General features: G+C 38.9%; 24 protein-coding genes. 13 read left to right on the forward strand and 11 right to left on the reverse strand.

Annotated features, from left to right (window positions below; translation table 11 throughout):
- Positions 1 to 158: 158 nt before the first annotated feature.
- The 3 genes from FFJ24_RS20550 to FFJ24_RS20560 form a co-directional block, all read right to left on the reverse strand.
- Positions 159 to 2,090, reverse strand: coding sequence for a glycoside hydrolase family 88 protein (locus tag FFJ24_RS20550; protein ID WP_138819023.1), 1,932 nt, complete (start codon positions 2,088 to 2,090; stop codon positions 159 to 161).
- A 5-nt stretch (positions 2,091 to 2,095) separates the two neighbouring features.
- Entirely contained in the window at positions 2,096 to 3,766 is a 1,671-nt protein-coding gene (locus FFJ24_RS20555; protein ID WP_138819024.1) for a glycoside hydrolase family 28 protein, read from the reverse strand.
- A gap of 159 nt (positions 3,767 to 3,925) precedes the next feature.
- Positions 3,926 to 4,882 (reverse strand): pectinesterase family protein, encoded by a 957-nt coding sequence (locus FFJ24_RS20560; protein ID WP_138819025.1) that lies wholly within the window; start codon positions 4,880 to 4,882, stop codon positions 3,926 to 3,928.
- Positions 4,883 to 5,214: 332 nt separating this feature from the next.
- On the opposite strand from FFJ24_RS20560, the gene FFJ24_RS20565 reads away from it, so the two are divergent.
- Together FFJ24_RS20565 and FFJ24_RS20570 are read left to right on the forward strand one after the other, a co-directional pair.
- Complete coding sequence (locus tag FFJ24_RS20565) at positions 5,215 to 6,855, forward strand: glycoside hydrolase 43 family protein (RefSeq protein ID WP_138819026.1); 1,641 nt, start codon at positions 5,215 to 5,217, stop codon at positions 6,853 to 6,855.
- A gap of 3 nt (positions 6,856 to 6,858) precedes the next feature.
- Entirely contained in the window at positions 6,859 to 7,653 is a 795-nt protein-coding gene (locus FFJ24_RS20570; protein WP_138819027.1) for a rhamnogalacturonan acetylesterase, read from the forward strand.
- A gap of 30 nt (positions 7,654 to 7,683) precedes the next feature.
- Here FFJ24_RS20570 and FFJ24_RS20575 read toward each other — a convergent pair whose 3' ends face one another.
- Both FFJ24_RS20575 and FFJ24_RS20580 read right to left on the reverse strand, forming a co-directional pair.
- Positions 7,684 to 7,935, reverse strand: coding sequence for a DUF6814 family protein (locus tag FFJ24_RS20575; RefSeq protein WP_138819028.1), 252 nt, complete (start codon positions 7,933 to 7,935; stop codon positions 7,684 to 7,686).
- A gap of 6 nt (positions 7,936 to 7,941) precedes the next feature.
- The gene (locus FFJ24_RS20580; RefSeq protein WP_138819029.1) at positions 7,942 to 9,465 is read right to left on the reverse strand and encodes an MFS transporter; all 1,524 of its coding nucleotides are present in this window, start codon (positions 9,463 to 9,465) and stop codon (positions 7,942 to 7,944) included.
- Between the two features lie 153 nt (positions 9,466 to 9,618).
- Between FFJ24_RS20580 and FFJ24_RS20585 the strand changes: the two genes are divergently transcribed.
- Positions 9,619 to 10,509 carry a bestrophin family protein gene (locus FFJ24_RS20585; RefSeq protein ID WP_138819030.1) on the forward strand — a complete coding sequence of 297 codons (891 nt, stop codon included), beginning with the start codon at positions 9,619 to 9,621 and terminating at the stop codon, positions 10,507 to 10,509.
- Positions 10,510 to 10,656: 147 nt separating this feature from the next.
- On the opposite strand, the gene FFJ24_RS20590 is transcribed toward FFJ24_RS20585, so the two are convergent.
- From FFJ24_RS20590 to dcd, 5 genes are all read right to left on the reverse strand, one after another.
- The gene (locus tag FFJ24_RS20590) at positions 10,657 to 11,199 is read right to left on the reverse strand and encodes a TlpA disulfide reductase family protein (protein ID WP_168202514.1); all 543 of its coding nucleotides are present in this window, start codon (positions 11,197 to 11,199) and stop codon (positions 10,657 to 10,659) included.
- Positions 11,200 to 11,267: 68 nt separating this feature from the next.
- A complete protein-coding gene (locus tag FFJ24_RS20595) occupies positions 11,268 to 12,554 on the reverse strand; it encodes a hypothetical protein (protein WP_246862669.1) in 1,287 nt (428 codons plus the stop codon).
- Positions 12,555 to 12,709: 155 nt separating this feature from the next.
- Positions 12,710 to 13,237, reverse strand: a complete 528-nt coding sequence (locus FFJ24_RS20600) for a hypothetical protein (protein WP_246862670.1) — start codon at positions 13,235 to 13,237, stop codon at positions 12,710 to 12,712.
- Entirely contained in the window at positions 13,230 to 13,787 is a 558-nt protein-coding gene (locus tag FFJ24_RS20605; protein ID WP_210419406.1) for an RNA polymerase sigma factor, read from the reverse strand. The genes FFJ24_RS20600 and FFJ24_RS20605 overlap by 8 nt, the downstream gene beginning before the upstream one ends.
- A gap of 1,263 nt (positions 13,788 to 15,050) precedes the next feature.
- A complete protein-coding gene (gene dcd / locus FFJ24_RS20610; protein WP_138819033.1) occupies positions 15,051 to 15,587 on the reverse strand; it encodes a dCTP deaminase in 537 nt (178 codons plus the stop codon).
- 71 nt (positions 15,588 to 15,658) lie between these two features.
- Between dcd and FFJ24_RS20615 the strand changes: the two genes are divergently transcribed.
- The 5 genes from FFJ24_RS20615 (at position 15,659) to FFJ24_RS20635 (ending at position 18,736) form a co-directional block, all read left to right on the forward strand.
- Positions 15,659 to 16,306: a 4'-phosphopantetheinyl transferase superfamily protein gene (locus FFJ24_RS20615; RefSeq protein ID WP_138819034.1), complete on the forward strand. Its 648-nt coding sequence runs from the start codon at positions 15,659 to 15,661 to the stop codon at positions 16,304 to 16,306.
- Positions 16,307 to 16,317: 11 nt separating this feature from the next.
- Entirely contained in the window at positions 16,318 to 17,046 is a 729-nt protein-coding gene (gene lipB / locus FFJ24_RS20620; RefSeq protein ID WP_246862671.1) for a lipoyl(octanoyl) transferase LipB, read from the forward strand.
- 45 nt (positions 17,047 to 17,091) lie between these two features.
- Positions 17,092 to 17,817 (forward strand): SGNH/GDSL hydrolase family protein, encoded by a 726-nt coding sequence (locus FFJ24_RS20625; protein ID WP_138819035.1) that lies wholly within the window; start codon positions 17,092 to 17,094, stop codon positions 17,815 to 17,817.
- An 88-nt stretch (positions 17,818 to 17,905) separates the two neighbouring features.
- Complete coding sequence (locus FFJ24_RS20630; RefSeq protein ID WP_138819036.1) at positions 17,906 to 18,403, forward strand: DUF5684 domain-containing protein; 498 nt, start codon at positions 17,906 to 17,908, stop codon at positions 18,401 to 18,403.
- Positions 18,404 to 18,409: 6 nt separating this feature from the next.
- Positions 18,410 to 18,736, forward strand: coding sequence for a DUF2752 domain-containing protein (locus tag FFJ24_RS20635; RefSeq protein ID WP_138819037.1), 327 nt, complete (start codon positions 18,410 to 18,412; stop codon positions 18,734 to 18,736).
- Here FFJ24_RS20635 and FFJ24_RS20640 read toward each other — a convergent pair.
- Complete coding sequence (locus tag FFJ24_RS20640; protein WP_138819038.1) at positions 18,733 to 19,476, reverse strand: RDD family protein; 744 nt, start codon at positions 19,474 to 19,476, stop codon at positions 18,733 to 18,735. The two genes, FFJ24_RS20635 and FFJ24_RS20640, sit on opposite strands and share 4 nt — an antisense overlap.
- A gap of 187 nt (positions 19,477 to 19,663) precedes the next feature.
- On the opposite strand from FFJ24_RS20640, the gene FFJ24_RS20645 reads away from it, so the two are divergent.
- From FFJ24_RS20645 to FFJ24_RS20665, 5 genes are read left to right on the forward strand one after another with little or no spacing between them, the layout of a single operon-like run.
- On the forward strand, positions 19,664 to 20,617 hold the full coding sequence (locus tag FFJ24_RS20645) for a stage II sporulation protein M (protein ID WP_138819039.1): 954 nt from the start codon (positions 19,664 to 19,666) through the stop codon (positions 20,615 to 20,617).
- A gap of 1 nt (position 20,618) precedes the next feature.
- Complete coding sequence (locus FFJ24_RS20650; RefSeq protein ID WP_138819040.1) at positions 20,619 to 21,503, forward strand: hypothetical protein; 885 nt, start codon at positions 20,619 to 20,621, stop codon at positions 21,501 to 21,503.
- Position 21,504: 1 nt separating this feature from the next.
- Positions 21,505 to 22,233: a DUF4129 domain-containing protein gene (locus FFJ24_RS20655; RefSeq protein ID WP_138819041.1), complete on the forward strand. Its 729-nt coding sequence runs from the start codon at positions 21,505 to 21,507 to the stop codon at positions 22,231 to 22,233.
- Positions 22,230 to 23,420, forward strand: a complete 1,191-nt coding sequence (locus tag FFJ24_RS20660; protein WP_138819042.1) for a DUF4350 domain-containing protein — start codon at positions 22,230 to 22,232, stop codon at positions 23,418 to 23,420. The genes FFJ24_RS20655 and FFJ24_RS20660 overlap by 4 nt, the downstream gene beginning before the upstream one ends.
- The gene (locus FFJ24_RS20665; RefSeq protein ID WP_138819043.1) at positions 23,401 to 24,378 is read left to right on the forward strand and encodes a MoxR family ATPase; all 978 of its coding nucleotides are present in this window, start codon (positions 23,401 to 23,403) and stop codon (positions 24,376 to 24,378) included. The genes FFJ24_RS20660 and FFJ24_RS20665 overlap by 20 nt, the downstream gene beginning before the upstream one ends.
- Positions 24,379 to 24,469: the final 91 nt, after the last annotated feature.

A 24,469-nucleotide genomic window follows, 5' to 3' on the forward strand; every position in this document is an offset into this window, starting at 1 on the left:
ATAGTTTTTATTTGCCACGGAGACACGGAGTATTTTTTCATCCAATATGTCACGTTGAGCTTGTCGAAACGCTGTTTGCAGTAATTTTAACAAGTCCTTCGACAGGCTCAGGATGACAATCCTATTTAGCTATCTGTGTTCATCCTTTTCATCTGTGGTTATTTTTTACCTGGCACCTGCTTAATCAACCAGTTCACTAAATCATTCGTGGCTTTAAAATTTTCAAATTCAGCAGGTAATTTTCTACCGTCGATATATTCATTATAAAACCAGGGATCGCCCACCGCGAAAACAGTTCCTTTTCCATATTTTGCAGTAGCAATAATCACATCTCCTTTATCGGTTAAAGCAGAAACAGCAGGACTTTTCGCCACAATCGTCGAAATTTCTTTGATGTACACTTTTTTGGCTGTCTTGAAAATGGAATTGCCTGCCGGGATTTTTATTGCACCCTGCTCAAAGTTTGCACCCTGAACTTTATTGCGGCTATCTTCATTAAAATGGATCCCGAACGTTTCTGGCAATACATTGAATTTTGAAATTTCACAGTTGCCAACATCATTTAACAGCAATACCAAAACACCACCTGCTTTTACCCACTCACTAATTTGCTTGGCGTGTGCAGCATTCATGAAATTTGGGTTTGCGGTTTCCTTTTCAGTATCGGGATCTACAATAATATAAATGTTGGTTCCTTTTAAATTTGCAGTAGTTGGCGAAGCTTTAAGCGTATTGGTTTTTACACCAGCATCATTAAATACTTTTCCGAATAAAGAGAATCCGTTATTATCATCTTCTTCCCACAGGTAATGGAAAGGGATTTTATCACCGGTTGGACCGGTCATGTATTCATTGTTGAAGAAATTATCGACGGTAACCGTTAAATTTTTTCCAGGTTTTGGCAAAGCGTCAACTTCCATTTCGGCAGCAGCACACACAAATGCACCCATTCCTTTAGGATCGTTCGTGATTACTTTTTCACTGATGTAATAATCGAAACTGCCATCGCGGTATTTCGGTTTTCCACCCAAACCAGATACCGAAACGGTTTTAGTAAGGTTTACCCTTTCATCGCCTGCTTTTTCTATAAATTCTTTCTTTAAACCCGCATAACCTTTATTTGCAGCTGGCATAAAAGACGGCGCCAACCAACCCTTACGTACACCTTTAGCTAAACCATATACAAACATGCTCGATGCCGAACTTTCCAGGTAATTCCCTTTACGGGCTGGCATATCTAAAATATCAAACCAAACACCCGATTTCGGATCCTGGTATTTTACCGCCGCTGTTGCCGTACGGTTTAAAATGGTCAGTAATTCTTTTTTTTGCGGATGACCGGCCGGAAAATTATCCAATACATCTACCAGGGCCATAATGTACCAACCCATTGCCCTGGCCCAAAAATTTGGTGATCGACCGGTTGTTTTATCCGCCCACTGTTCGGTTCTGCTTTCATCATAGCCATGGTAAAGCAAACCTGTTTTTGCATCACGGGCATTTTTTTCCATCAGGATAAACTGTTTGGCAATATCATCGAAAGCAGCATCTTTTTTCATCAGTTTAGCATATTCTGCATAAAAAGGCTCACCCATGTATAAACCATCCAGCCACATTTGGTTTGGATAAATTTTCTTGTGCCAAAAACCACCTTCTTTAGTACGCGGCTGTTTTTGTAACTGATCGTATAATTTAGTTGCGGCTAACAGGTATTTCTGCTGTCCGGTAACTTTATAGAGCAATAATAATGAACGACCGTTTTTGATGTTGTCAATATTAAAATCATCCGGTTTATAGGTGGTAATATTTCCCTCTTTATCCAGATAAGCATCCATAGAACTTTGGATATACTTAAAATATTTTCCATCGCCGGTATTTCGCCAAACTGCTGCTGCCCCTTCCAAAACCACCCCCATATCGTAGGACCATCTCGGGCCCTTTGGTCCTTTTAAAACGGTAGTATCCTGCCAAAGTGTTTCCATCGCAGTTAAGGTCAACTGTTCTGATAATTTCTTTTGGGCAAATCCACTTTGTGATAAAATAGAAAAACCGATGAGGGCAGCCGCTGTATATAAAATTGATCTCTTCATTTTTATTATTTTGAAATTTCCAGTGCTTTTTTATCTACCTCAGTACCTAAAACAGAAGCGGTTTTCGCTTTGGAAACATCGGTTCCGCTAATTTTTACCCTTTTTGATTTTTCGCCTGAAACATCAAATAAAATTTTGCTGTTCATTGGATAACTAAGGTTGCTGATGTTGATATTAGAACCGTTCTGAATCATTACCACCGGACTGGTATTATCAGTAATTACATTTACGTTTTTCAGAAAAATTCCCGATGCCTCAATAATCTCGATGCCCTTTTTGGCTTTTATGGTTACGTTTTCGAGATACACATCTTTGATGTTCATTTCTGGTAATCCCCTGAAAAATATTGCTTTTTCGGCACCATTGGCCACTACATCTTTAATGTAAAAATTCTTAAACTGCGGAGTAGCTTCGGTAACCGGAACGGTTACGGTTTTGATCGCTTCACGTTTTTCGCCGGCCAAGGGAACCGGATCAACCGCAGCATAATACATATCGAATAAAATGGCTTCGCCAGGAATATCGATCATGTTGATGTTATTGATATAAATATTTTCTACCACACCACCACGACCTCTGGTAGTTTTAAAACGCAGGCCAATATCGGTGCCGATAAAAGAACAATCATAAACCCAGATATTTTTAGCACCCCCACTCATTTCGCTACCGATGACAAAACCACCATGCGCATGGTAAACCACATTATTTCTAACAATTACATTTTCTGTGGGTACACCCCGTTTACGGCCAGCTTCATCGCGACCAGATTTGATACAGATGCCATCGTCGCCAACATCAAAAGTGCTGCCTTCGATTAATACATTTTTGCACGATTCTACATCAACACCATCGCCGTTTTGTGCAAACCAGGGATTTTTCACCTGTAAATTTCTTAAGGTTAAATCCTCGCAAAGCAAAGGGTGTAAATTCCACGCGGGTGAATTTTGAAAGGTAACACCTTCTAAAAGGATTTTTTTACAGCCGGTTAAGACCAGTAAATTGGGACGGAGAAAATCTTTGATATCATCATAATCTGCAGCAGTTTTACCTGCTTCAATTACCCCCGCATTTTTAGTGTTCGAGCCTTTAACGGTTTTCTCTGATGGATACCACATTTTGCCATCGGCTTTAACAATACCTCCGGATGCAACGAGGTTTTTCCATTGTGTTTCGGTAAGTTTATCTTTTTTAACCATACGCCAGGCGCCGCCGTTACCATCAATGATCCCGCTTCCGGTAATGGCAATATTTTCGAGGTTTACACCCGAAATCGGGCTCTGGTTTCGCCATGCAGGCTGACCTTCCCAATTTCCCTGAACGAGTTTATATTGGTTAAAGTCGGCGGTAAACTGAAGAATGGCATCACGTTTTAAGTGAAGGTTTACATTGCTTTTTAACTCGATCGGCCCGGTTAACCACAAACCTGAAGGAATTAATACCACACCGCCGCCTTTTTGGCTAACGCTTGCAATAGTTTTATTAATATTTTCGGTATTTAAGGTAATGCCATCACCTTTTGCCCCAAAGCTGACAATACTTGTAGTATCTTTTTTAAATTTAACCTGCTGGATAATGGGTAAACTTTGCTTTTGTTGAGCCACAGCGGTTGCAGAAGATAAAATTAAGCATGCGAGAGCTACTTTTATATGGCATAAACTACCAGAAATATGTTTCATTATTTGCGCTGTTAAATTATACTTGGTTATTGTAATAACAAGTGTACGTTGTTTGCAGTTAAAACAGAAGAGAAATCTATGCAATCGTTACCGGAGAACAAGGCAAAAAAGCGCCAATAAATAGGCGCTTAACAGCTGTATATCAATTCCTTAATACACTTATTTTACTTCCGGATCCCACCCGCGGAAAACGTTTTCCAAAATATAGTCCTTATACTCATGATCAGTTAATTGGTGCGACCAATTGGCCCTGTTTTTAGAATCGGCGCCTTTTCCAGTACTTTTATATTCAGCATAATATGCCGTTTTCTCATTACTTTCTTTCCCCCAGTTATTCCAGCCCTCAGGGCGGATAAAATCTGGCAACTCGCAGTTGAGGTAGGCAACTTTGGCATAAGGTCTCCAGGGACGGCCCAGGTAAAAACTATTGGCAGGAGCATCTCCCTTAATTTTACATTTGTTGAGGACGTAGCCAAATTTTGTGGTATCGGCAGTTGAGGCAGCCGTAATGTAACCAGCTTTTTTGCAAAAAATGGTACAGCTTTCGAACCAGGCAGTAGAAGCGCCGAAAATAAAATCGACTGTTCCCTCTATGTAGCAATTTTTATAGTATTGGCGATTGTTGCCCCCATAAGTATAAAGTGTATCCTGGAAACCTAAAAACCTGCAGTTGGTGAAAATCAGTTTATCGCCTCCGGCCCAAACGGCTACTGCCTGCCCCACCGGGCCTGAAGAATTTTCGAAAGTAATGTTCTCCGCAGAAAAGCCTTCGCCATAAATGTAAAAGCTTGATGAACCCGAAGTACCTTTTTCTTCGCCAAAAATATTTTTTTTCTGTGCATAATCATCATAAGTTAAAATGGTTTCGCTTAAGCTCTCCCCAATAAACTTTACATTCTTTTTAGACGCCGCCAGAATCAGTTTTTCTTTATAAATACCCTTTTTAATGAAAATTACGGTTGTTTTGTTCCTGAAATCGGGCACAGCATGTATCGCTTCCTGTACAGTTTTAAAATTTCCACTTCCATCGGCTGCTACCACAAAATCGGGTTTAACATCCAGGGCATAAACTGCTGATGAAATGCTTATCAGTAAAAACAGGATGATTACTCTCATATCAATTTGGTTAGGCTAAAATTAAAATCGGCCACGTAAAAGTATAAACTTTGTAACGCAGCCGTGTTTTAAAATATATGATGAACAATTTTAAACATTAATATTGAAGCGGAAGAAGTTTTTAGCAGATTAAACGTTGCAAACGATGTCGGGAACGATTGCACAGTATCAGCTTGCCTGAAAATAAAAAAACGCTTAATCTTGTTGACAGGCAATAGATGCATCTTGATGCCCAAATAATTGAGAATCTTGATGCCAACCACAAGCCGCATTAAGATTCCCGCCTGCGCGGGCAATACATAAAACCAAATATTAAAAAAAATCATTGTAAGATGAAATATCTATACAGTTCAATCCTATTTTTAAGTGTTAGCATCAATGCCTTTGCCCAACAAACGCCAGATAACCGTTATGTTTCTAAAGTTTGGGTGTCTGATTTAGGTAATGGAACTTATAGAAATCCGGTAATCAATGCAGATTATTCCGATCCCGACGCCATCCGTGTGGGTGCCGATTTTTATATGATCGCCTCCAGTTTTGATGCCATACCCGGATTACCGATTTTGCATTCGAAAGATCTGATTAACTGGAAAATCATCGGTCACGCTTTAAAACGTCAGCCTCCATTCGAGCATTTCGAAAAGACACAACATGGCAATGGTGTTTGGGCGCCGGCTATCCGTTATCATAATGGCGAATTTTACATTTATTACCCGGATCCCGACTTTGGTATATATTTAACCAAGGCTAAAACCATAACCGGCGAATGGTCTGCACCTAAATTGGTTGCTGAAGGGAAAGGATTGATTGATCCATGCCCATTTTGGGATGAGGATGGCAAAGCTTATCTGGCTTATGCTTTTGCAGGTAGTCGTGCAGGCATTAAAAGTTTATTGGCGATTATGCCATTAACCATCGATGGCTCTAAAGCGACAGAAACGGGTAGAATTGTTTATGATGGGCACGAGCTCGACCCCACCATAGAAGGCCCAAAATTTTATAAACGCAATGGCTATTACTATCTGTTTGCACCTGCTGGTGGCGTTTCCACTGGCTGGCAATTGATTCTAAGAAGTAAAAATATTTATGGCCCTTATGAAAGAAAAGTAGCCATGGATCAGGGAAAATCTGCGGTAAACGGTCCACATCAAGGTGCCTGGGTAAACACACAAACCGGTGAAGATTGGTTCCTGCATTTTCAGGATAAAGACGCTTATGGCCGGGTAATACATCTTCAACCCATGAAATGGATCAATAACTGGCCGGTTATCGGCCTCGATGCAGATGGAGACGGAAAAGGTGAACCAGTAGCTAACTACAAAAAACCAAATGTAGGGAAGGTTTACCTAATTGAAACACCTGTAGAAAGTGATGAATTTGGTACAGTAAAATTAGGTTTGCAGTGGCAATGGCAGGCCAATCCGCAGCCGACCTGGTTATTTACTGATGCAGATAAGGGATTGTTAAAATTATACACGGCAAAAATTCCCGATGAGGCTAAAAATCTTTGGGACGTTCCGAACCTGTTGATGCAGAAATTCCCTGCCGATGAATTTATGGCAACAACGAAACTCAATTTTAAACCTAATCCAAAATTGAATGGTGAAAAAACGGGTTTAGTAATCATGGGACGCAATTATGCACAAATGAGTATCAAAAGCAAAAAAGACGGATTATACCTCATATATGGTGTTTGCCAGAATGCGGATAAGGGAAAAGCAGAGAATGAAAAAGAAATTGCCAGGCTGAAATCGGGCTTGGTTTATTTTCGCGTAAAAGTTGCTGCAGGTGCAAAATGCCAGTTCAGTTATAGTGAAGATGGCATAAATTTCACTAATGTTGGTGATGAATTTCAAGCCACTGCCGGGCAATGGATCGGTGCAAAAATGGGATTATTTGCTATTAGAGATACCCAAACAAATGACTCAGGCATCGCAGAATATGATTGGTTCCGCGTACAACCTTTAAAATAAAATATGATGAAAAAATATAAATTTCTTATCGCAGCATTTGGTGCTATTTTACTAATGTCTTTCATCATGAAACCTAAGCCTGTTAAAGTTTATTTGATCGGCGATTCTACGGTTGCAGATTATACTTTGGATGAGGGATACATGCAGAAGAAATATCCCATTACTGGTTGGGGACAGGTTTTTCAACAGTTTTTAACAAAAGACAGTTTAAAAAAATTAAACAAACTAATTAAAAGTGATAGCGCTTTAGTTGTTGATAAAGCAAAAGGCGGCAGAAGCACCCGGACTTTTTTCGAAGAGGGCAGGTGGAAAGATGTTTTATCAACCCTGGAAAAGAATGACCTTGTATTGATCCAATTTGGACATAACGATGCAGCGAAAGACAAACCTGAACGTTATGTAGATATTCCGGGATATAAAGATTTTTTAAGGATGTATGTAAAAGAAACAAGGGCAAAAGGTGCTTTACCGATCCTCATTACACCAGTTACCCGTAATTACCCATGGAAAGACGGTAAACTAGGCAGCGCACATGGCGAATATCCTCAGGCAGTAAAGGATGTGGCGAAAGAATTAAATGTGCCCATAATTGATCTTACTTTACTTTCAGCTGAATTTTTCACCACCAAAGGCAACGAATTTGTGAGCAAAAATTATTTTATGAATTTAGATTCGGAGAAATATGAAGCTTATCCAAAAGGGCAAAAAGACAATACCCACTTCCAACCCGAAGGCGCCAAAGCAATCGCACAGTTGGTTTACCAATCATTAAAAAACATTAACCGCAATTCGAATTAATTAAGCCATTCTTTGCAACAGAAGTATAAACTATAATTCTTCAGAACTTTCTGGCAGGTGATCGTATTCACCTTTCCATGCATAAAAGCCAAATATCATCAACCCCAAACTAATCGGGAGAAAAATAAACAGGATAATTGCCCACTGCAGAATGGTATTTGTCCGTTCAATATCTGTATGGGCCAAGCCCACTTTATCAATCGCATGGATAAACAAAAAAGTCATTGTTAATGGTCCTAAAACCATCCAAATCAGTCCTAAAAATTTCTTTAACGTATTCATCTTCTTCTAATCGTTAATATTCTCGTCTCTTTTATTCGATAAATAAATGGTGCCAATAACCAAACTCAACGCAGCTATGCCTATCGGATACCAAAGGCCTGATAATGGTGTAGAGCCAGAAAAGCTTGCAATTAGCGTTGCAATAAAAGGTACAAGCCCTCCGAAAACACCATTACCGATATGATAAGGAAGCGACATAGAGGTATATCTAATTTTAGTTGGGAATAACTCTACCAGGAAAGCAGCAATTGGCCCATAAACCATGGTTACCAGCAGAATCTGGAAGAAAATTAAGCCAACAAATTTCCAGAATACCGGCGTAGGTAAAACTTTGTCTTTTATTACTTCTTTGCCTGAAAGAATCCCTTTGGTTTGAGAAACGGTATCGATTTGCACCCTGTTAAAGGAAGCACCATTTTTAAGCATTACTTTAGTAGAAATCGTCCGTAAACTATCGGTTGAATTCGCAATTAAAAGAGAAGTTACCTGAGCCGGATTAGCAGATAAAATATCAGTCTGTTCAACTTTTGTATAATCGGTATCATCCAAAAACATTTGATAAATGGGGCGATAAAAAAGAATGCCCAAAAGCATACCGCTTAACATGATCCATTTCCGGCCAACCTTATCACTCCAGGCACCAAATACCACAAAAAAAGGAGTAGCAAAAGCAATTCCCCAGAGTAAAATATATCTTGAATCGTTAAAATCCAGCTTACAGGTATTCTCTAGAAATGATTGTGCATAAAACTGTCCGGTATACCAGATTACTCCTTGCCCCATAGTAGCGCCAAACAGCGCCAGGAGCACCATTTTAAAATTCGCCTTGTTATTAAAGCTCTCTTTCAGTGGATTTTTTGAGACATTTCCTTCAGCCTTTAATTTAGAAAACATCGGCGATTCGTGCATTTTCATGCGGATATAAATTGAAACCACAACCAATACGATCGATAATAGAAAAGGGATTCTCCACCCCCAATCGCCAAAAGTTTCGGCACCTAAAATATTTTTCGTAATGACAATAATCCCTAACGAAAGGAACAAACCCAATGTTGCGGTAGTTTGGATCCAGCTGGTAAAAAAACCGCGTTTGTTTTTGGGTGCGTGCTCTGCTACATAGGTTGCGGCACCACCATATTCGCCACCTAAAGCCAAACCCTGGATTAACCTTAATATTAAAACCAAAATTGGTGCAGCATAACCAATGCTTTTATAAGAGGGAATTAAACCGATAAAAAATGTCGATCCACCCATTAGTACCAAAGTAAGTAAAAAAGTATATTTCCGGCCGATTAAATCGCCAAGCCTGCCAAAAACCAGTGCCCCAAATGGACGAACAATAAAACCTGCAGCGAAAATAGCCAAGGTGTTGATTAAGGCTGATGCACCAGCATCTTCCGGAAATAACTGATGACCAATGATAACCGCAAGGCTACCAAAAATATAAAAATCGTACCATTCAATCAGTGTTCCTAAAGATGATGCACCGATTACTTTAAAGATATTGTTCCTGGGTAAATTGTCGCTCATATATGTAATTTAGAATATTTGGTTTCCCAAGATAAACATTTGAATGACAATTGGCAACCTGTACCTTTTGTCATTTAATTTGTTACATTATCAAACTTTTCGGCTTTAGTTTTGTATTTTCATCCGTAACGAATTTATCTCCCTTCAGATTATATGCTTTTAATACAAAACATTAGGTTAAGTAGAATTTTAAGGAATACGTGGCACGTTGATCTGATCATGATTGCCTCTTGTACTGTAGCTTACTTTGTACGTGAATATTTAATTGCGCATCATTTTTCCATTCCATCCATCATCCCAACAGTTTTAGGTACAGCTATTGCTTTTTTTATTGGTTTTAACAATAACCAGGCTTACGATAGGTGGTGGGAAGCACGAAAAATATGGGGAGCCCTGGTAAATGATTCACGCTCCTATGCACGGGCTTTGCTCAATTATGTTGATGAAGATGAAGAAAGTGTAAAACGTATGATTTACAGGCATATTGCATTCTTGTACGCTTTAAAAGCTAATTTGAGGGGAGCGGTAGACGAAATTTACACCAAATATTTAACTGAGGCAGATTTACAGGAAATAAAAAAACATAACAATAAGCATAACGCCATTTTAAATATCCAATCCAGAGATTTACAAAAATTATCAAAATCAAATGCTATTGATGGCTTCCGTTTTATCGAGATTAATGAGATGCTTACCAGATTTTCTGATTCTATGGGCATGAGCGAGCGCATTAAAAATACCATATTCCCCACAACCTATACCTATCTTACTAAAGTATTTATCTGGTTATTTGTAGTAACATTTACCCTCGTAATCAGTCAGGATGCAGGGCCGGCAGCCATATTTTTAGGCTGGTTAATCGGTTTCGTCTTTGTATCTACGCAGGTTAACGGAATGAGTTTGATTAACCCTTTCGAAAACAATTCTGCAGGCATTCCGCTTAACCAGATTACCAGAACGATAGAGATCAATCTTTTGCAGATGCTCGAAGAAGAAGAGATTCCGGAGCCCGTTAAGCCGATTAATGACGAATATGTGCTTTAGGTTTTCTTCCCCATATTTAATACCGAAGCGGACGAAGATCTCTCTATTTCTTTGCACTTCATCCAATAGCTATCTAATCGAGATAACGACCGCTCCAGAATTTTGTACTCCGTTCAATTCACGATTTGGGACCTTCCATAATTCCGACTAATTGTTTAACTCAGTTTTTAATTTCTCCTCAAAAAGCACTGACTTAGCTTTAAACTGTGGGTCAGAAAAAGAAATATTGGCTGTGGCATAAATAATCTTTCCATCCTTGCCAACCAAAATATTCGATGGAAAACCATGGTTGATATTTAACCTGCGGATTTCATCCTTACTCAAAGATACAATCTCGTATCTATAGCCATTCTTTTTCTGAAAACGTTTAGCGCTTGCAGGGGCATCGTGTGTAATGCCTATAAACCTTACCGCCTTTTTGCCATATTTCGCCGCCAAATTATTTAATTCGGGCATTTCAGCAATGCATGGGGGGCATTTTTCGAACCAAAAGTTGATGACCACTACCTGGTTTTTTAAATCGGTAGTGGAGAACGGCTTTTTATTAATGGTTAAACCATTAAAAGAGGGTAAGTCTTTACCCGTTAAATCTTCGAAGAAAGTTTCCTGCGTGGCACATTTAACTGGAGCATCTTGCGCCAATGCTGTAAAAGAAAAAACAGAGAGCAGCAGAATCAAATAAGTTTTCATTAGCATTAAATATAAAAAAAGTCCCGCCAATAGGGCAGGACTTTAACATTTGTTTGGTTTAGAAAATCTTATTTAAAGGTAACAGAACCATATTCAGTTTTGATGGATATGGTTGCAGCACCACCGCCACCAATCTTGCCGCTATATTTTTTGGTTTCATCATCTTTGCTTACCAAACTTGACGTTACGTTTGAACCATATTTAAATCCGGCATACGAAGTAGAAACATTGAAATTCCCATTATAACGATCTGCAAAGCCCAATCCAATACTCACATATTCGCCTCCGAAAGTGAAGTTTTTACAGGCAGGGGTAATTTCGCTCACATTTAACCGGTTATAATCCATGTCGATGTTCGCATCGCCATTAAGTGTGCCTAAAGTAACATTCGAATATTCTGCTTTAACCGCAATTTTACCCGCTGATGCAATATTCAGATCGCCATAGGCCTGTTTAGCAACCGTATTGCCTTTAACCGTGTTGATATTTACTTTGGCATATTCTGCATTTAAAAGAAGGTTCCCACCAATAGTGCCAATGGTTAAACCTTTGCCATATTGCACTTTAATATCAGCCGATTTCCTGATCGTATTGATATTTACAGCAACATATTCTGCGTCAAGTTGTAAAGTACCCACAGCGCCAATGGTTACCGGGCCATTATATTCGTGTTTTACCACTGCAGCATTCAGGTCCTGGATATCGCATTTACCATATTGAACATTGATGTAGTTATTTACGTTGCTTAAACTCCCAGCCACCAGATTACCATATTCTACCTTTAAAGAAGTTGGACCGGAAAAATTACCCAATTCTACATTGCCATATTCTTGTGAAACCGTTAAGGGATTTACTGCTGGCATATACACCACGTAGTTTACTTTTACTTCCCTCCGCCAAGTGGTTACTCCATTTTTCACCCCACGGCCATAACGTCCGTTTCTATCACCCATATTCGTTCTGAAAGTAACGACATCACCGTTTTTGGTCGCATCAATACTTATCCCGTCAATCAGTTTTTGCGCATCGTTATCCGAACTGCTGTAAGCTTTAATATCTACATCCACACGTACTTCTTTTTTGTCCCAGGTTTTAATTACGATAGATCCATACTGGTTATTTAAACTAACTTTATCGTTATTATCTATATTAAAACTTTTGCTAAAAGATTTTGAGCGTTCGGCATCGCCACCCGCTTGTTTATACCTTGAAGTATTAACCATCGCTACCATAGATGATTTTTCTAAATTTTCTACAACTACTTTCTCTGATGGACTATTTACCGCCCCTTCTTGTGCATTGGTTTTTACGGCAATTAAAGCCATAATGGCTAAAAATATTCTTATTGTTCTCATGTTGTTAATTGTTTAAACACCTATTCGCTTAAAACCTGCCGGCTGGTACATAAACTTTCGATGTAGTGAGCGTTCCCCTCTTAGTATCAAGTTGCGTGAATCGGGTATCAAGCCTGATTCTGCTATTAAATAATTTCACTTTTGCTGCTTTCAGCTTAAATCTGGTTAACCCTTTTGTAATCGTCAACCTGGTTAATAATCAATAATTGTTGTTTTAATAACTGTAACTGTATTTCGCGGTTTTTTACCATAGCTTTTACCACAAAAGTTTGGTTGGGCGAGGTTGGCAGTTCTGCTTTTAACCTTTCGTAATCTTCATCAAGCTTTCTCAGGTCGGCAGTAAATTTTTTATATAATTCAGGGTTTGCTGAAGCGAAAATAGCCAAACTATCCCTTTTTTCGGTAATCAACCCAGCAAAGTGGACTTCTTTTTTTGCATACGAAGCGCTAACGTCGGCTATTTCTAAATCTTTGTTTTGCAACCTTCCGGCGTACAGCCAAACTAAACCGAAAACCACTACGATGGCTGCTGCAGCACTCATCCATAAATAAAGCTTTACTGGTTTTTTTTTATTTTTTGTATCTAATTCCTGTTCAATCTTTGCCCAAAGCCCTGCCGGCGGCTCCATGATATCGAAAGCTTTACGGTTTTCTTTTACAAAAGTTTCTAATCTATTATTCATCTCTCATCCCTTTCGTTTCTAAAATACTTTTTAACTTCTTTTTAGCGCGCATGTACTGTGTACGGCTAGTGTTTTCACTTATTTTTAAAATATGTGCAATCTCTTCATGGTCATAACCTTCTAAAAGGTATAAACTCAATACTACCCGGTAACCGTCTGGCAATTGGGTAATGGCCTGTCTTATTTCTTCGGCCTGCAACTGCACTTCACTGTCATCAAAACTATCTTCATCCGGTATTTCAGATATTTCTTCAGTATTTACAAATTCCATCTTGCGTTTACGCAGGTAATTGATGGATTTGTTAATCACAATCTGCTTTAACCAAAGCCCGAAGGTAGTTTCCTGCCTGAAATCAACAATTCTGGTAAAGGCATCTAAAAATGCTTCCTGTAAAACATCTTCCGCCTCTTCCTCATAATTTAAAATGCGCAGCGCCACATTATACATGGCCTTTGCATACAGCTTGTACAATTCAAACTGTGCTGCGCGGCTGCCCTGCATGCATTTTTTTACAAGTTCCAGGTTTTTATCGATGTATACGGCTTCCAAAATTTCGAATATTCTGATTATAAGACATAAGGGATTTTAAAACGTTGCATCAAGGTATAAAAAAAGTTTAAAATATGTTAATTCAGTATTAAGATTAGAATCAAATGCGCTGCGAGGCACAAGAACGGAGTGTAAAATAAGCTTCCTCATTTCGTAAAGAAATGTTTTATCTTAATTGGAAATGAGCGGTTCTGTGCTTTTGGCTTTTTCAGTCCCGCTTTTTGGTACGAGTTCCGGTGAAGGACCGGAAGCTCTCCCCGGCAATCGGGTTTAGATAAAAAGTTTGGTGCCCTGAAGCAAACCGCTGTTAGCTAAACCTGACAGGAGCGAACACGTAGTGCAACGAAGTAAAGCGGATGGCAGGGCTACAGTATCTATGAAATACTGCCGTTTCATTTCCAAAACATAAAAGTCTTGTATAATGTTAGAAAATGATTGGTCCTGTGCTTTTGGCTTTTTCAGTCCCGCTTTTTGGTACGAGTTCCGATGAAGGACCGGAAGCTCTCCCCGGCAATCGGGTTTAGATGCAAAGTTTGGTGCCCTGAAGCAAACCGCTGTTAGCTAAACCTGACAGGAGCGAACACGTAGTGCAACGAAGTAAAGCGGATGGCAGGGCTACAGTATCTATGAAATACTGCCGTTTCATTTCCAAAACATAAAAGTCTTGTATAATGTTAGAAAATGATTGGTCCTGTGCTTTTGGCTTTTTCAGTCCCGCTTTTTGGTACGAGTTCCGATGAAGGACCGGAAGCTCTCCCCGGCAATCGGGTTTAGATGCAAAGTTTGGTGCCCTGAAGCAAACCGCTGTTAGCTAAACCTGACAGGAGCGAACACGTAGTGCAACGAAGTAAAGCGGATGGCAGGGCTACAGTATCTATGAAATACTGCCGTTTCATTTCCAAAACATAAAAGTCTTGTATAATGTTAGAAAATGATTGGTCCTGTGCTTTTGGCTTTTTCAGTCCCGCTTTTTGGTACGAGTTCCGATGAAGGACCGGAAGCTCTCCCCGGCAATCGGGTTTAGATGCAAAGTTTGGTGCCCTGAAGCAAACCAATGTTAGCTAAACCTGACAGGAGCAAACACGTAGTGCTGCAACTAAGTAAAGCGGATGGCAGGGCTACAGTATCTATGAAATGCTTTCATTTCCAAAAACTAAAACATCTATTCGTTATTATTAAGAGAAAATGAGCAGTGCACAGCACTTTACAGTATAAGAGGTCAGCTTTCAATCAGTTACAGGCAACTAACCGATTAAACAAATTTTAAAACTTATTCTTCCACATCATACTCTCAACGGGCTTTGTGGTTTTATTATTGTATTTGGCGTTTCCTTTTGAGTTGTACATGGTTTCGATATTGCCTTCAACTGCAAAATAAATCAGCTGACCAATAGGCATTCCGGCGTAAATTTTAACCGGCTGTGCTACTGAAATCTCTAGTGTCCAGGTGTTGCAGAAACCCACATCGCCTTTACCTGCCGTAGCATGGATATCGATGCCTAAACGGCCGGTACTGCTTTTTCCTTCTAAAAACGGGACATGTTGATGTGTTTCGGTATATTCTAACGTTACGCCCAGATATAAAACACCTGGGTGAAGAACGAAGCCATCTTTAGGAATTTCGAAATGCTCAATTTCGTTATGCGCTTTAGCATCCAGCACACGGCTTTTATAGGTGGCCAGGTATTTCCCTAAATGAACATCATAAGAGTTTGTGCCTAAACATTCGCGTTTAAAAGGTTCGATGATGATTGTACCCTTCTCAATTTCTTCTAATATCCTGCTATCAGATAATATCATTTTTATGCGTATTTTTGGCCTAAATTATCATTTATTTAAGATAATTTTGCATGTAATCTCCAATTTAATCAATGCCAATAATTTACCACAAAAATATTGATCAGCATTCTGTTTTAGCAATTTGGAAAATTGAGGAAACAGAAGAAGAATTGTTGGCCGGACTGCAACTTAAGCAGCATGAACATGATATTATTTCATCATTAAACAGTGGCAAAAGGTTACTGCACTGGTTAAGTACGAGGCTGCTGTTGAGAACAATGCTAAATACTAACGAGTATATTGACTGCCAGTTTGATGAACATGGTAAACCCTATCTGGTTAATTTCGATTACCATATTTCTTTAAGCCATTCTTACGATTATGCAGCGGTAATGATCAGCAAAGATCATCCTGTTGGCGTGGATATTGAACTGATTAAACATAAAATAAAAAGCATTAAACACAAGTTTTTGAGTGATGTAGAACTTGCCCAAAGGCAAATTGGAGATAATACCGATGGCTTATACGTAGCCTGGTGTGCTAAAGAGGCCATTTATAAGTGGCATGGCAAAAAAGGACTGGAGTTTAAACAGCATATCCACATTAAACCTTTTAAGCTAAGAAACGAAGGTTCATTAAATGCACTGGTAGAATTGCCAGCCGGTACGCGAGAGTTGACCATTAATTACTTTAAAACAAAAGACGGTTACATGTTAGGCTATGTAGCCAGCAATTCTTAATATAAATGGAGATGAACGAGACAATGGAAAAAGCAATTGCAACAGGTTTAAAACCAACTATTTTTGCAGACTGGGGCTTAACAGACTACCAGGAAGCCTGGGATAAACAGGAAGATTTGTTAAATAAAACGGTAGCCATTAAAACCGAAAACCGTGTAAATAACACCAATAAGCCTACTCCAAACCACCTTGTATTTTGCGAGCACCCACACGTTTATACTCTGGGTAAAAGCGGACATCCTGAAAATTTATTATTGGATGAACAGGGATTAAAAGAAAAAAAAGCAACCTATTATAAAATTAACCGCGGTGGCGATATTACTTATCATGGCCCAGGGCAGATTGTAGGATATCCTATTCTTGATCTGGATAATTTCTTTACTGATATCCATTTATACCTGCGTACTCTGGAAGAAGCTGTTATCCTTACTTTAAATGATTACGGGATAGAGGCGGGACGTTATCCTGGCTTTACCGGGGTTTGGTTAGATGCCGATAACGAAAAAGCCCGTAAAATATGCGCTATGGGCGTTCGTTGCAGCCGTTGGGTTACCATGCATGGTTTTGCCTTTAATGTAAATGTGGATTTAGATTATTTCAAAAATATTGTTCCCTGCGGTATTGATGATAAAGCAGTAACCTCTTTAGCAAAAGAATTGGGTTATCAATTAGATATGGAGGAAGTAAAAGGTAAACTGAAGAACCACATTGCCGGACTCTTTAAAATGCAACTGATTTAATCGGCTGGATAAAACTAAGCCAAACGCAACTTCGTAGATTACCCTATGAAGATTTTATTAAGCGCCATTTTATTTTCTTTCTTAACTTCGGGCTGTACAAAACGAGCACCCATGATTAACGAGCCAGCAATCAATCAAGCTACAAATCCATCAAACGGAACAGGAAATTTCACTTATTTAGCCCTTGGCGATTCCTATACGATTGGTGAAGCCGTTAAACAAACAGAATCTTTTCCCTATCAACTTCAAAGTCTATTAAAGAATCAAAACATCAACGTCGCCAATCCTAAAATTATTGCCACTACGGGCTGGACTACAGACGAGCTCCAGGCAGCCATTAAAAAGGAAAACTTAACCGGCACTTATAGCTTTGTTACGCTTTTGATTGGTGTAAACAATCAATACCGTGGTTATCCGATCAGCACATACAAAAAAGAGTTCGCAGAATTGTTACAAACGGCAATTGCTTTTGCGGGTGGCAATAAGAGCAAAGTTTTTGTGGTATCTATCCCCGATTGGGGCGTTACCCCTTTTGGTAAAAACTCAGGAAAAAGTCCGCAAACTATAGCAAGTGAAATTGATAGTTTTAACGGGGCAAACCAGGAAATCACACTTGCAGCAGGTGTAACCTATACGAATATCACGCCTGCATCCAGAAATGCAGCAACAGATTCTTCTTTAGTGGCAAGCGATGGACTTCACCCAAGCGGCAAAATGTATACCGAATGGGCAACTGCTTTACTAACAAAAGTCACTGTTGTGTTGAAATAATTTAACTTCTTATTTATTCTGTTTTTGAATTAAAAAAATTACTTTAGTTCAACAATTTAAATTAATCACCTTTAAAAACAGTAAAATTATGAATGAGTACGAAGGAGGCGGATTAGCCGCAGGTATTGGTGTAGTGGGCGGAATTATTTATTTGGCAATAATTGTATTGCTGATTGCCGGCATGTGGAAAACGTTCGAAAAAGCCGGCAAGCCAGGCTGGGCAGCTCTTATCCCTATTTACAATACCATTGTTTTAATTGAAATTATTGGCAAACCAATGATCTGGGTTTTATGGTTACTCATCCCTTGCGTAAACTTTGTATTCGGAATCTGGGCATTAAACTTACTAAGCAAAAGCTTTGGCAAAACAGAAGGTTTTACCGTTGGTATGATCATATTCCCGTATGTTTTCTTGCCAATCCTTGGCTTTGGTCCGGCAAAATACCTGGGTCCATCGGCTGCAGAAGCACAAAATGGAGGTTTTGGAAACAACCCTTTCAACAACCCAAATAATCCTTTTAACAGCCCTAACAACCCTTTTAACAAACCGTCTGGTCCAAATGATACTCCTCCACCAGTAGTATAATTCAGAATGTTTATCTTATTTATATTTTGCAGCTCAATCAACCTGGTTGATTGGCTGCAAAATCATTTAATCTCCTGCCCCTTTAAAGCATTAACAGGTATCGATTGCCCTGGTTGTGGCTTTCAAAGATCTTTTATTGCACTAGTGCAGGGCGATTTATCAAAAAGCTGGTCGCTTTATCCACCTACCATTCCATTATTGTTACTCTTTATTGCTGTAGGTCTCTTTTATAAATTCCAGATAAATCAGCGCCACCTCCTGTCTAAAATATTGATTATTGCAGTTGGTAATTTTGTGATGGTTTCTTATCTGTACAGAGTCTTTATCCGTTAAACACTCATATTAGCTGTAAGGTGATTATAATCCTTTAATACAGTTTCTAAAAACTGCAACTCGTTCATCCCGCTCGGGATAGTGACAACAATATGTTCTTTGGTTTTAGCTGCCATGGAATAAATCAGTTCAGCATTTCCGGTCTGGTAATACCCTGTTAAAACTTCATGGATCAGTTCTACATCCCGATCGTTTAAATGTAATACCTCTTTAAACTTTGGCTCGTATTCTTCAGGCAGTTTAAAGCTAAAAGCTACATTGGTAAACTCGGTACGTGGTTTGGTTTTAATCAATGTGGTTTTAGCCAGTATATCGCCCAAACGCTGGTGGTTTTTAGTTACCGCTACAGATACCAATGCCACTACGCCCCATCCAAATGGGAAGCCAAAATCGATCATCCTGAACAGCCATCTAAAAATATATTGACTGAAAGTTGGCTGGGTGCCATCTATACTGATTACTTTTATTTTTAAAGCCTTTTTACCCAGCGTTTGCCCATCCATAGTGATCTCGCAAACCAGGTCGTAAAAAGCAAATATTGCGATAAAAACAAAAAGGACAATCATGCCTGCACTTCCTGATATGCCTACTGAAACTGCCCCCATCACCACAAGGGTAATTACAGCAATCACCACAAATCCGGCCAGGTCAATGCACCTTGCAGCAATACGCTCTCCAAGTCCGGCAATTTCATAATCAATATCAATATTTTGAGCAGTGCTAATTCTGATGCTATCCATATTCCAAACATAATTTTTTTTAAAGATAGTTGGGGTATATCAACCTGTAATTTTTACAACTAAAGTTTTCTTATATATTAAGTTCAGATCAAACATCTGTGTATATTTGTTTAGCAAGAAGATCAATAGTGGTTTTATTTACATAAAAAATTAACTATTTTAACGCCAGATTTGGTAACGCCTTTAAATGAGAGAAGCATTATTTGTTAAACAGAATTCGGAGAAATGGCAGCATTATGATTCCATGCAACAAGCCAATCCCGATGAAGTAGCCAATCAGTTTATCGAGATCACCAACGATCTAGCTTACTCAAAAACTTTTTATCCCAACTCGAAAACTACCGCTTATTTAAATGGCTTAGCGGCTAAACTGCACCAATCGGTTTATAAAAACAAAAAAGAGAAATCGAACCGTTTTATCCATTTCTGGAAAACCGAACTGCCTTCAATATTTTTTCAGCACCGGAAACAGATATTGTATGCATTGTTTTTCTTTCTGGTTTCCTGCTCCATCGGTGCCTTATCAGCCAAGTATGACGATACTTTTGTTCGTTTGATTATGGGCGATGGTTATGTAAACATGACCAATGAAAACATTGCCAAAGGCGATCCGTTTGGGGTATATAAACAGGATAATGAATTTATGATGTTTTTGCAGATAGGCTCCAACAACATTTTCGTTGCCTTATATACTTTTGTTTTGGGTATCTTATTTTCATTTGGTTCCATTGTTTCATTATTCAGAAATGGAATTATGCTCGGTTCCTTCCAATATTTCTTTTTTAGCAAAGGCCTGGGCTTTCAATCTGTTCTGGTGATCTGGATCCATGGCACGCTCGAAATTTCTGCCATTGTACTCGCTGGCGCCGCAGGCTTAATTTTAGGCAATAGCTTTTTATTCCCCAAAACATACACCCGTATGGCATCCATACAAAAAGGGGCAAAAGACGGGTTAAAAATTGTAATCGGCCTGATCCCGATTTTTATTGTCGCTGCTTTTTTCGAAAGTTTTGTTACCCGTCATACCCAAATGCCGTTAGCACTAAGCCTATTGATATTATTATCGTCAGCAGCCTTTATGATATGGTATGTATTTATTTATCCCATTAAAATTCAACGTAAACAAGTCACACTAAACTAACATGATCGGGAAATTAGAATTTAGAAAAAAAAGAGATTTCGGACAGGTGATAAACGATACGTTTACCTTTATGCGGCAAAACTTTAAACCGCTGATTAAGGTATATTTTACGTTTTGCGGTTTGTTTGTATTGGCCAGTATGTTAACCATGCTTTTACAACAATATAAAATGGTTAATATTTTCAATACCATTGGTGTTGAAGGGAACACAAACAAGTTTGGCTTTTCATCGATTTATACTGTCGAGTATTTTTTATCTATTTTATTTTCGCTGGCCAGTTATGCCAGTATGAGCGTAGCCATACTTTCTTATATCGCCGTTTACGTTAAAAAGGGCAATGAAACGCCCACTATTGACGAGGTTTGGGGTTATTTTAAATACTATTTTTTCAGGATTTTTGGCAGTTCACTTTTATTGATCCTGATGCTTATTATATCTTTCTTCTTCTGTGTGGTACCGTTCTTTTGGCTATTCCCGTATGTAGCCATGATCTTTCCAATCATGGTCATCGAAAATGGTTCGCTGGGTTATTCCTTCACCAGAAGTTTCGCTGTAATTAAAGATAATTTCTGGGTTACTTTTGGAACGCTCATTGTGGTATGGATTATTGTATATGCCTGCATGAGTATGGTGGTTTTACCTACCACTTTATTTAACATGATCGGTATGTTTACGCATAAAACACCTCGAATGTCCTTAACGTTAACCATGATCACCACCGTTTTACAATCCATCTGCCAGGTTTTTACCATTATACCAATCATCACTATTTCGCTTACCTATTTCAGTTTGGTTGAACAGAAAGAAAACCCCGGACTAATGGAACGCATTTCTAATTTTGGCAATACCGAAAAACCTATTGATACCAGACCTGAAGAATATTAAAATGCAGCGTGTTTTTATCCGATATCTTCTCGTTTGCCTCTTGTTTTTTATTCCGGTAATCAGCTATGCACAAGCTGTTAAACCGAAACCTATTGTTAAGGAAATCAGGATTGATAGTGCTAAAATTACCCCATCAAAATTTGATAAAGATTCTATCAGCAGCTACAAAGAGCAGAAAGAATTTCAATATGATGAAATCGGCCAGCAGCAGTTGTCGTGGTGGGATAAATTCTGGATGTGGTTTTGGGGTTTAATCGGCTCATTGATTCAAGGGGCAACCTCTAATTTAATTTCGAGGTATATTTTTATCGGACTGGGGGTAGCGCTTATCCTGTATATCGTGATCAAAACCATCGGGGCTGAAAACATATTCAGGAAAAAATCAAAAGAAACCATTCTTCCTTATGATGTGATAACCGAAAACATCCATGAGATTGACTACGAACAGGAGCTGCAAAGATTGGTTGCCGAAAGAAAATTCCGCCTGGCGGTTAGGCTTTTATATTTGAGGGCGCTAAAAAAATTAAGCGATGCCGAAATCATCAATTGGCAGCCAGATAAAACCAATTACAATTATTTAATGGAAATCGATAAACCTGAACTCAGAAATGATTTCAGTAAACTTACCCTACAGTTCGATTACATCTGGTACGGCGATTTCCCTATCGATGAGGTGAAATTTGAACCCATTAACCAATCGTTTAACCAGTTTAACAGCCAGATTAAATGAAAGGTTATAAAATATATCTGATTATTGGTTCTATCCTGATCCTCCTTTATTTAGTTGCCCAATACAATAAACCTACACCAACAAACTGGGCACCAACTTATGCCATTAAGGATAAAATTCCGTATGGAACTTACATTTTGTACCACCGGATAAAGGATATTTTACCAAACGCAACTATTCAGCAGTCTAAAAGTGCCATTTATAATACTTTAAAAGCCAAAAAATTTAACAAAACAGCGTATTTGATCGTTGCCCAAAAGGCAGAGATCATCAAAACGGATCTCGATCAGCTGATTAAATACATGCAGAACGGTAATGATGTTTTTATTGCCACTTACGATCTGGGAAAAGTAGAAAAAAACCTTAAATTACAAGCGGTAAGTACCATGTCTGCTGAAGGCAGCACGCTGAATTTTACCAACCCAAACTTAAAAACTGATGCGAACTATGGTTTCAACAGGGGTATAGGCAGTCAGTATTATAATAAACTTGACACCAGTAAGGCGACTATACTCGGTGTAAATGGAAACGGAAAACCTAACTTCATCCGTTACAGTTACGGGAAAGGAAATCTATACCTGATTGCAGAGCCCGGGTTTTATACAAATTTTAACCTATTGGATAAATATGGGGCCGAATACGCAGCTAAAACCCTGAGTTACCTTCAGGGAAATACCCAGATAATTTTTGATGAATATTTTGCCGGACAGGAAAACACCGCAACTGATATGCTCAGGGTATTTTTTAAACACCCCGAACTTAAATATGCTTATTACCTGAGCATTTTCAGTTTGATTATTTTTGTATTCTACGATATCAAACGCAGGCAACGAATTATTCCCATTGCCGATCCTCTTACCAATTCTTCACTGGCTTTTGTTAATGTGGTTGGCAGTGTTTACTACAATGAGCGGAACAATCTCGACTTAGCCTTAAAAAAAATCAACTACTTTATGGAACACCTGCGGAGCAGGTATTACCTTAAAACCAATGATATTGACAGCAAATTTGTCCAGTTATTAATGGAAAAAACAGGCATTAACGAAGCCTTAGCCAAAACATTAACCCGATATTTTATCGAAATGCCTGAAATGGGCGACCTGAGCGATACCCAATTGATCAATTTAAACGAAAGCATAGAACAGTTTTATAAAATTACGCAAAGCAATGGAACAAGAACAGTTTAACCCACGTACCGATTTAAGTGCATTAAATGCAGCTGTAAATCAGATTAGAACCGTACTTGGAAATATCATAGTAGGCCAAAAACAGGTGATCGATTTTTTAATTGTTGGTTTACTTGCCGATGGACATATCTTAATTGAAGGCGTTCCGGGTGTAGCAAAAACGTTAAGCGCCAAACTTCTTGCCAAATCAATCGATGCTCAATTTTCGAGGGTACAGTTTACGCCTGATCTAATGCCTTCGGATGTATTGGGAACACCGATTTTCAATACCAAAACAGGTGATTTTGAATTCAGGAAAGGCCCGATTTTCGGTAATATTATTCTGGTTGACGAAATTAACCGCGCACCAGCTAAAACCCAATCTGCACTTTTCGAAGTGATGGAAGAACGCCAGGTAACCATCGATGGGCAAACTTATATCATGGATGAGCCTTTTATGGTATTGGCTACGCAGAACCCGATTGAGCAGGAAGGAACTTACCGTTTACCAGAAGCACAACTAGATCGTTTTCTTTTCAAAATTGAGGTCAAATACCCTTCATTGGAGGAAGAAACAGCAATTTTAACCGCACAACACACTTTGGTTAATAAAACACTATTAAACGAGGTAAAACCGGTATTATCCGTGCAACAGATACAAGAGGCCAGGGCCATTATCCGCAATTTATTTGTAGAACCGAAGTTATTGGAGTTTATTGCTAAAATCGTAACCGAAACCCGCAACAATTCCTCCCTTTATCTGGGTGCTTCGCCAAGGGCATCGTTAGCTATTGTTCACAGTGCAAAAGCTTTTGCCGCAATACAAGGCCGCGATTTTGTTACGCCAGATGATATCATTGCCGTTGCAAGCCCTGTATTGGCTCACAGGATATTATTATCTCCTGAAAAAGAAATGGAAGGCTTAACCACAACCGATATTGTAAACCAGATTATTAAAAAAATAGAAGTACCAAGGTAGGTCAGTTTGCAGTTGCCAGTTTACAATTACCAATGAGCAAATTACAATTTTCAAATCTAGCACTCGGCTTAGCAATGTGGCAATCCAACAA

This window comes from Pedobacter sp. KBS0701 (assembly GCF_005938645.2).
In the GTDB taxonomy this organism is placed as follows: domain Bacteria; phylum Bacteroidota; class Bacteroidia; order Sphingobacteriales; family Sphingobacteriaceae; genus Pedobacter.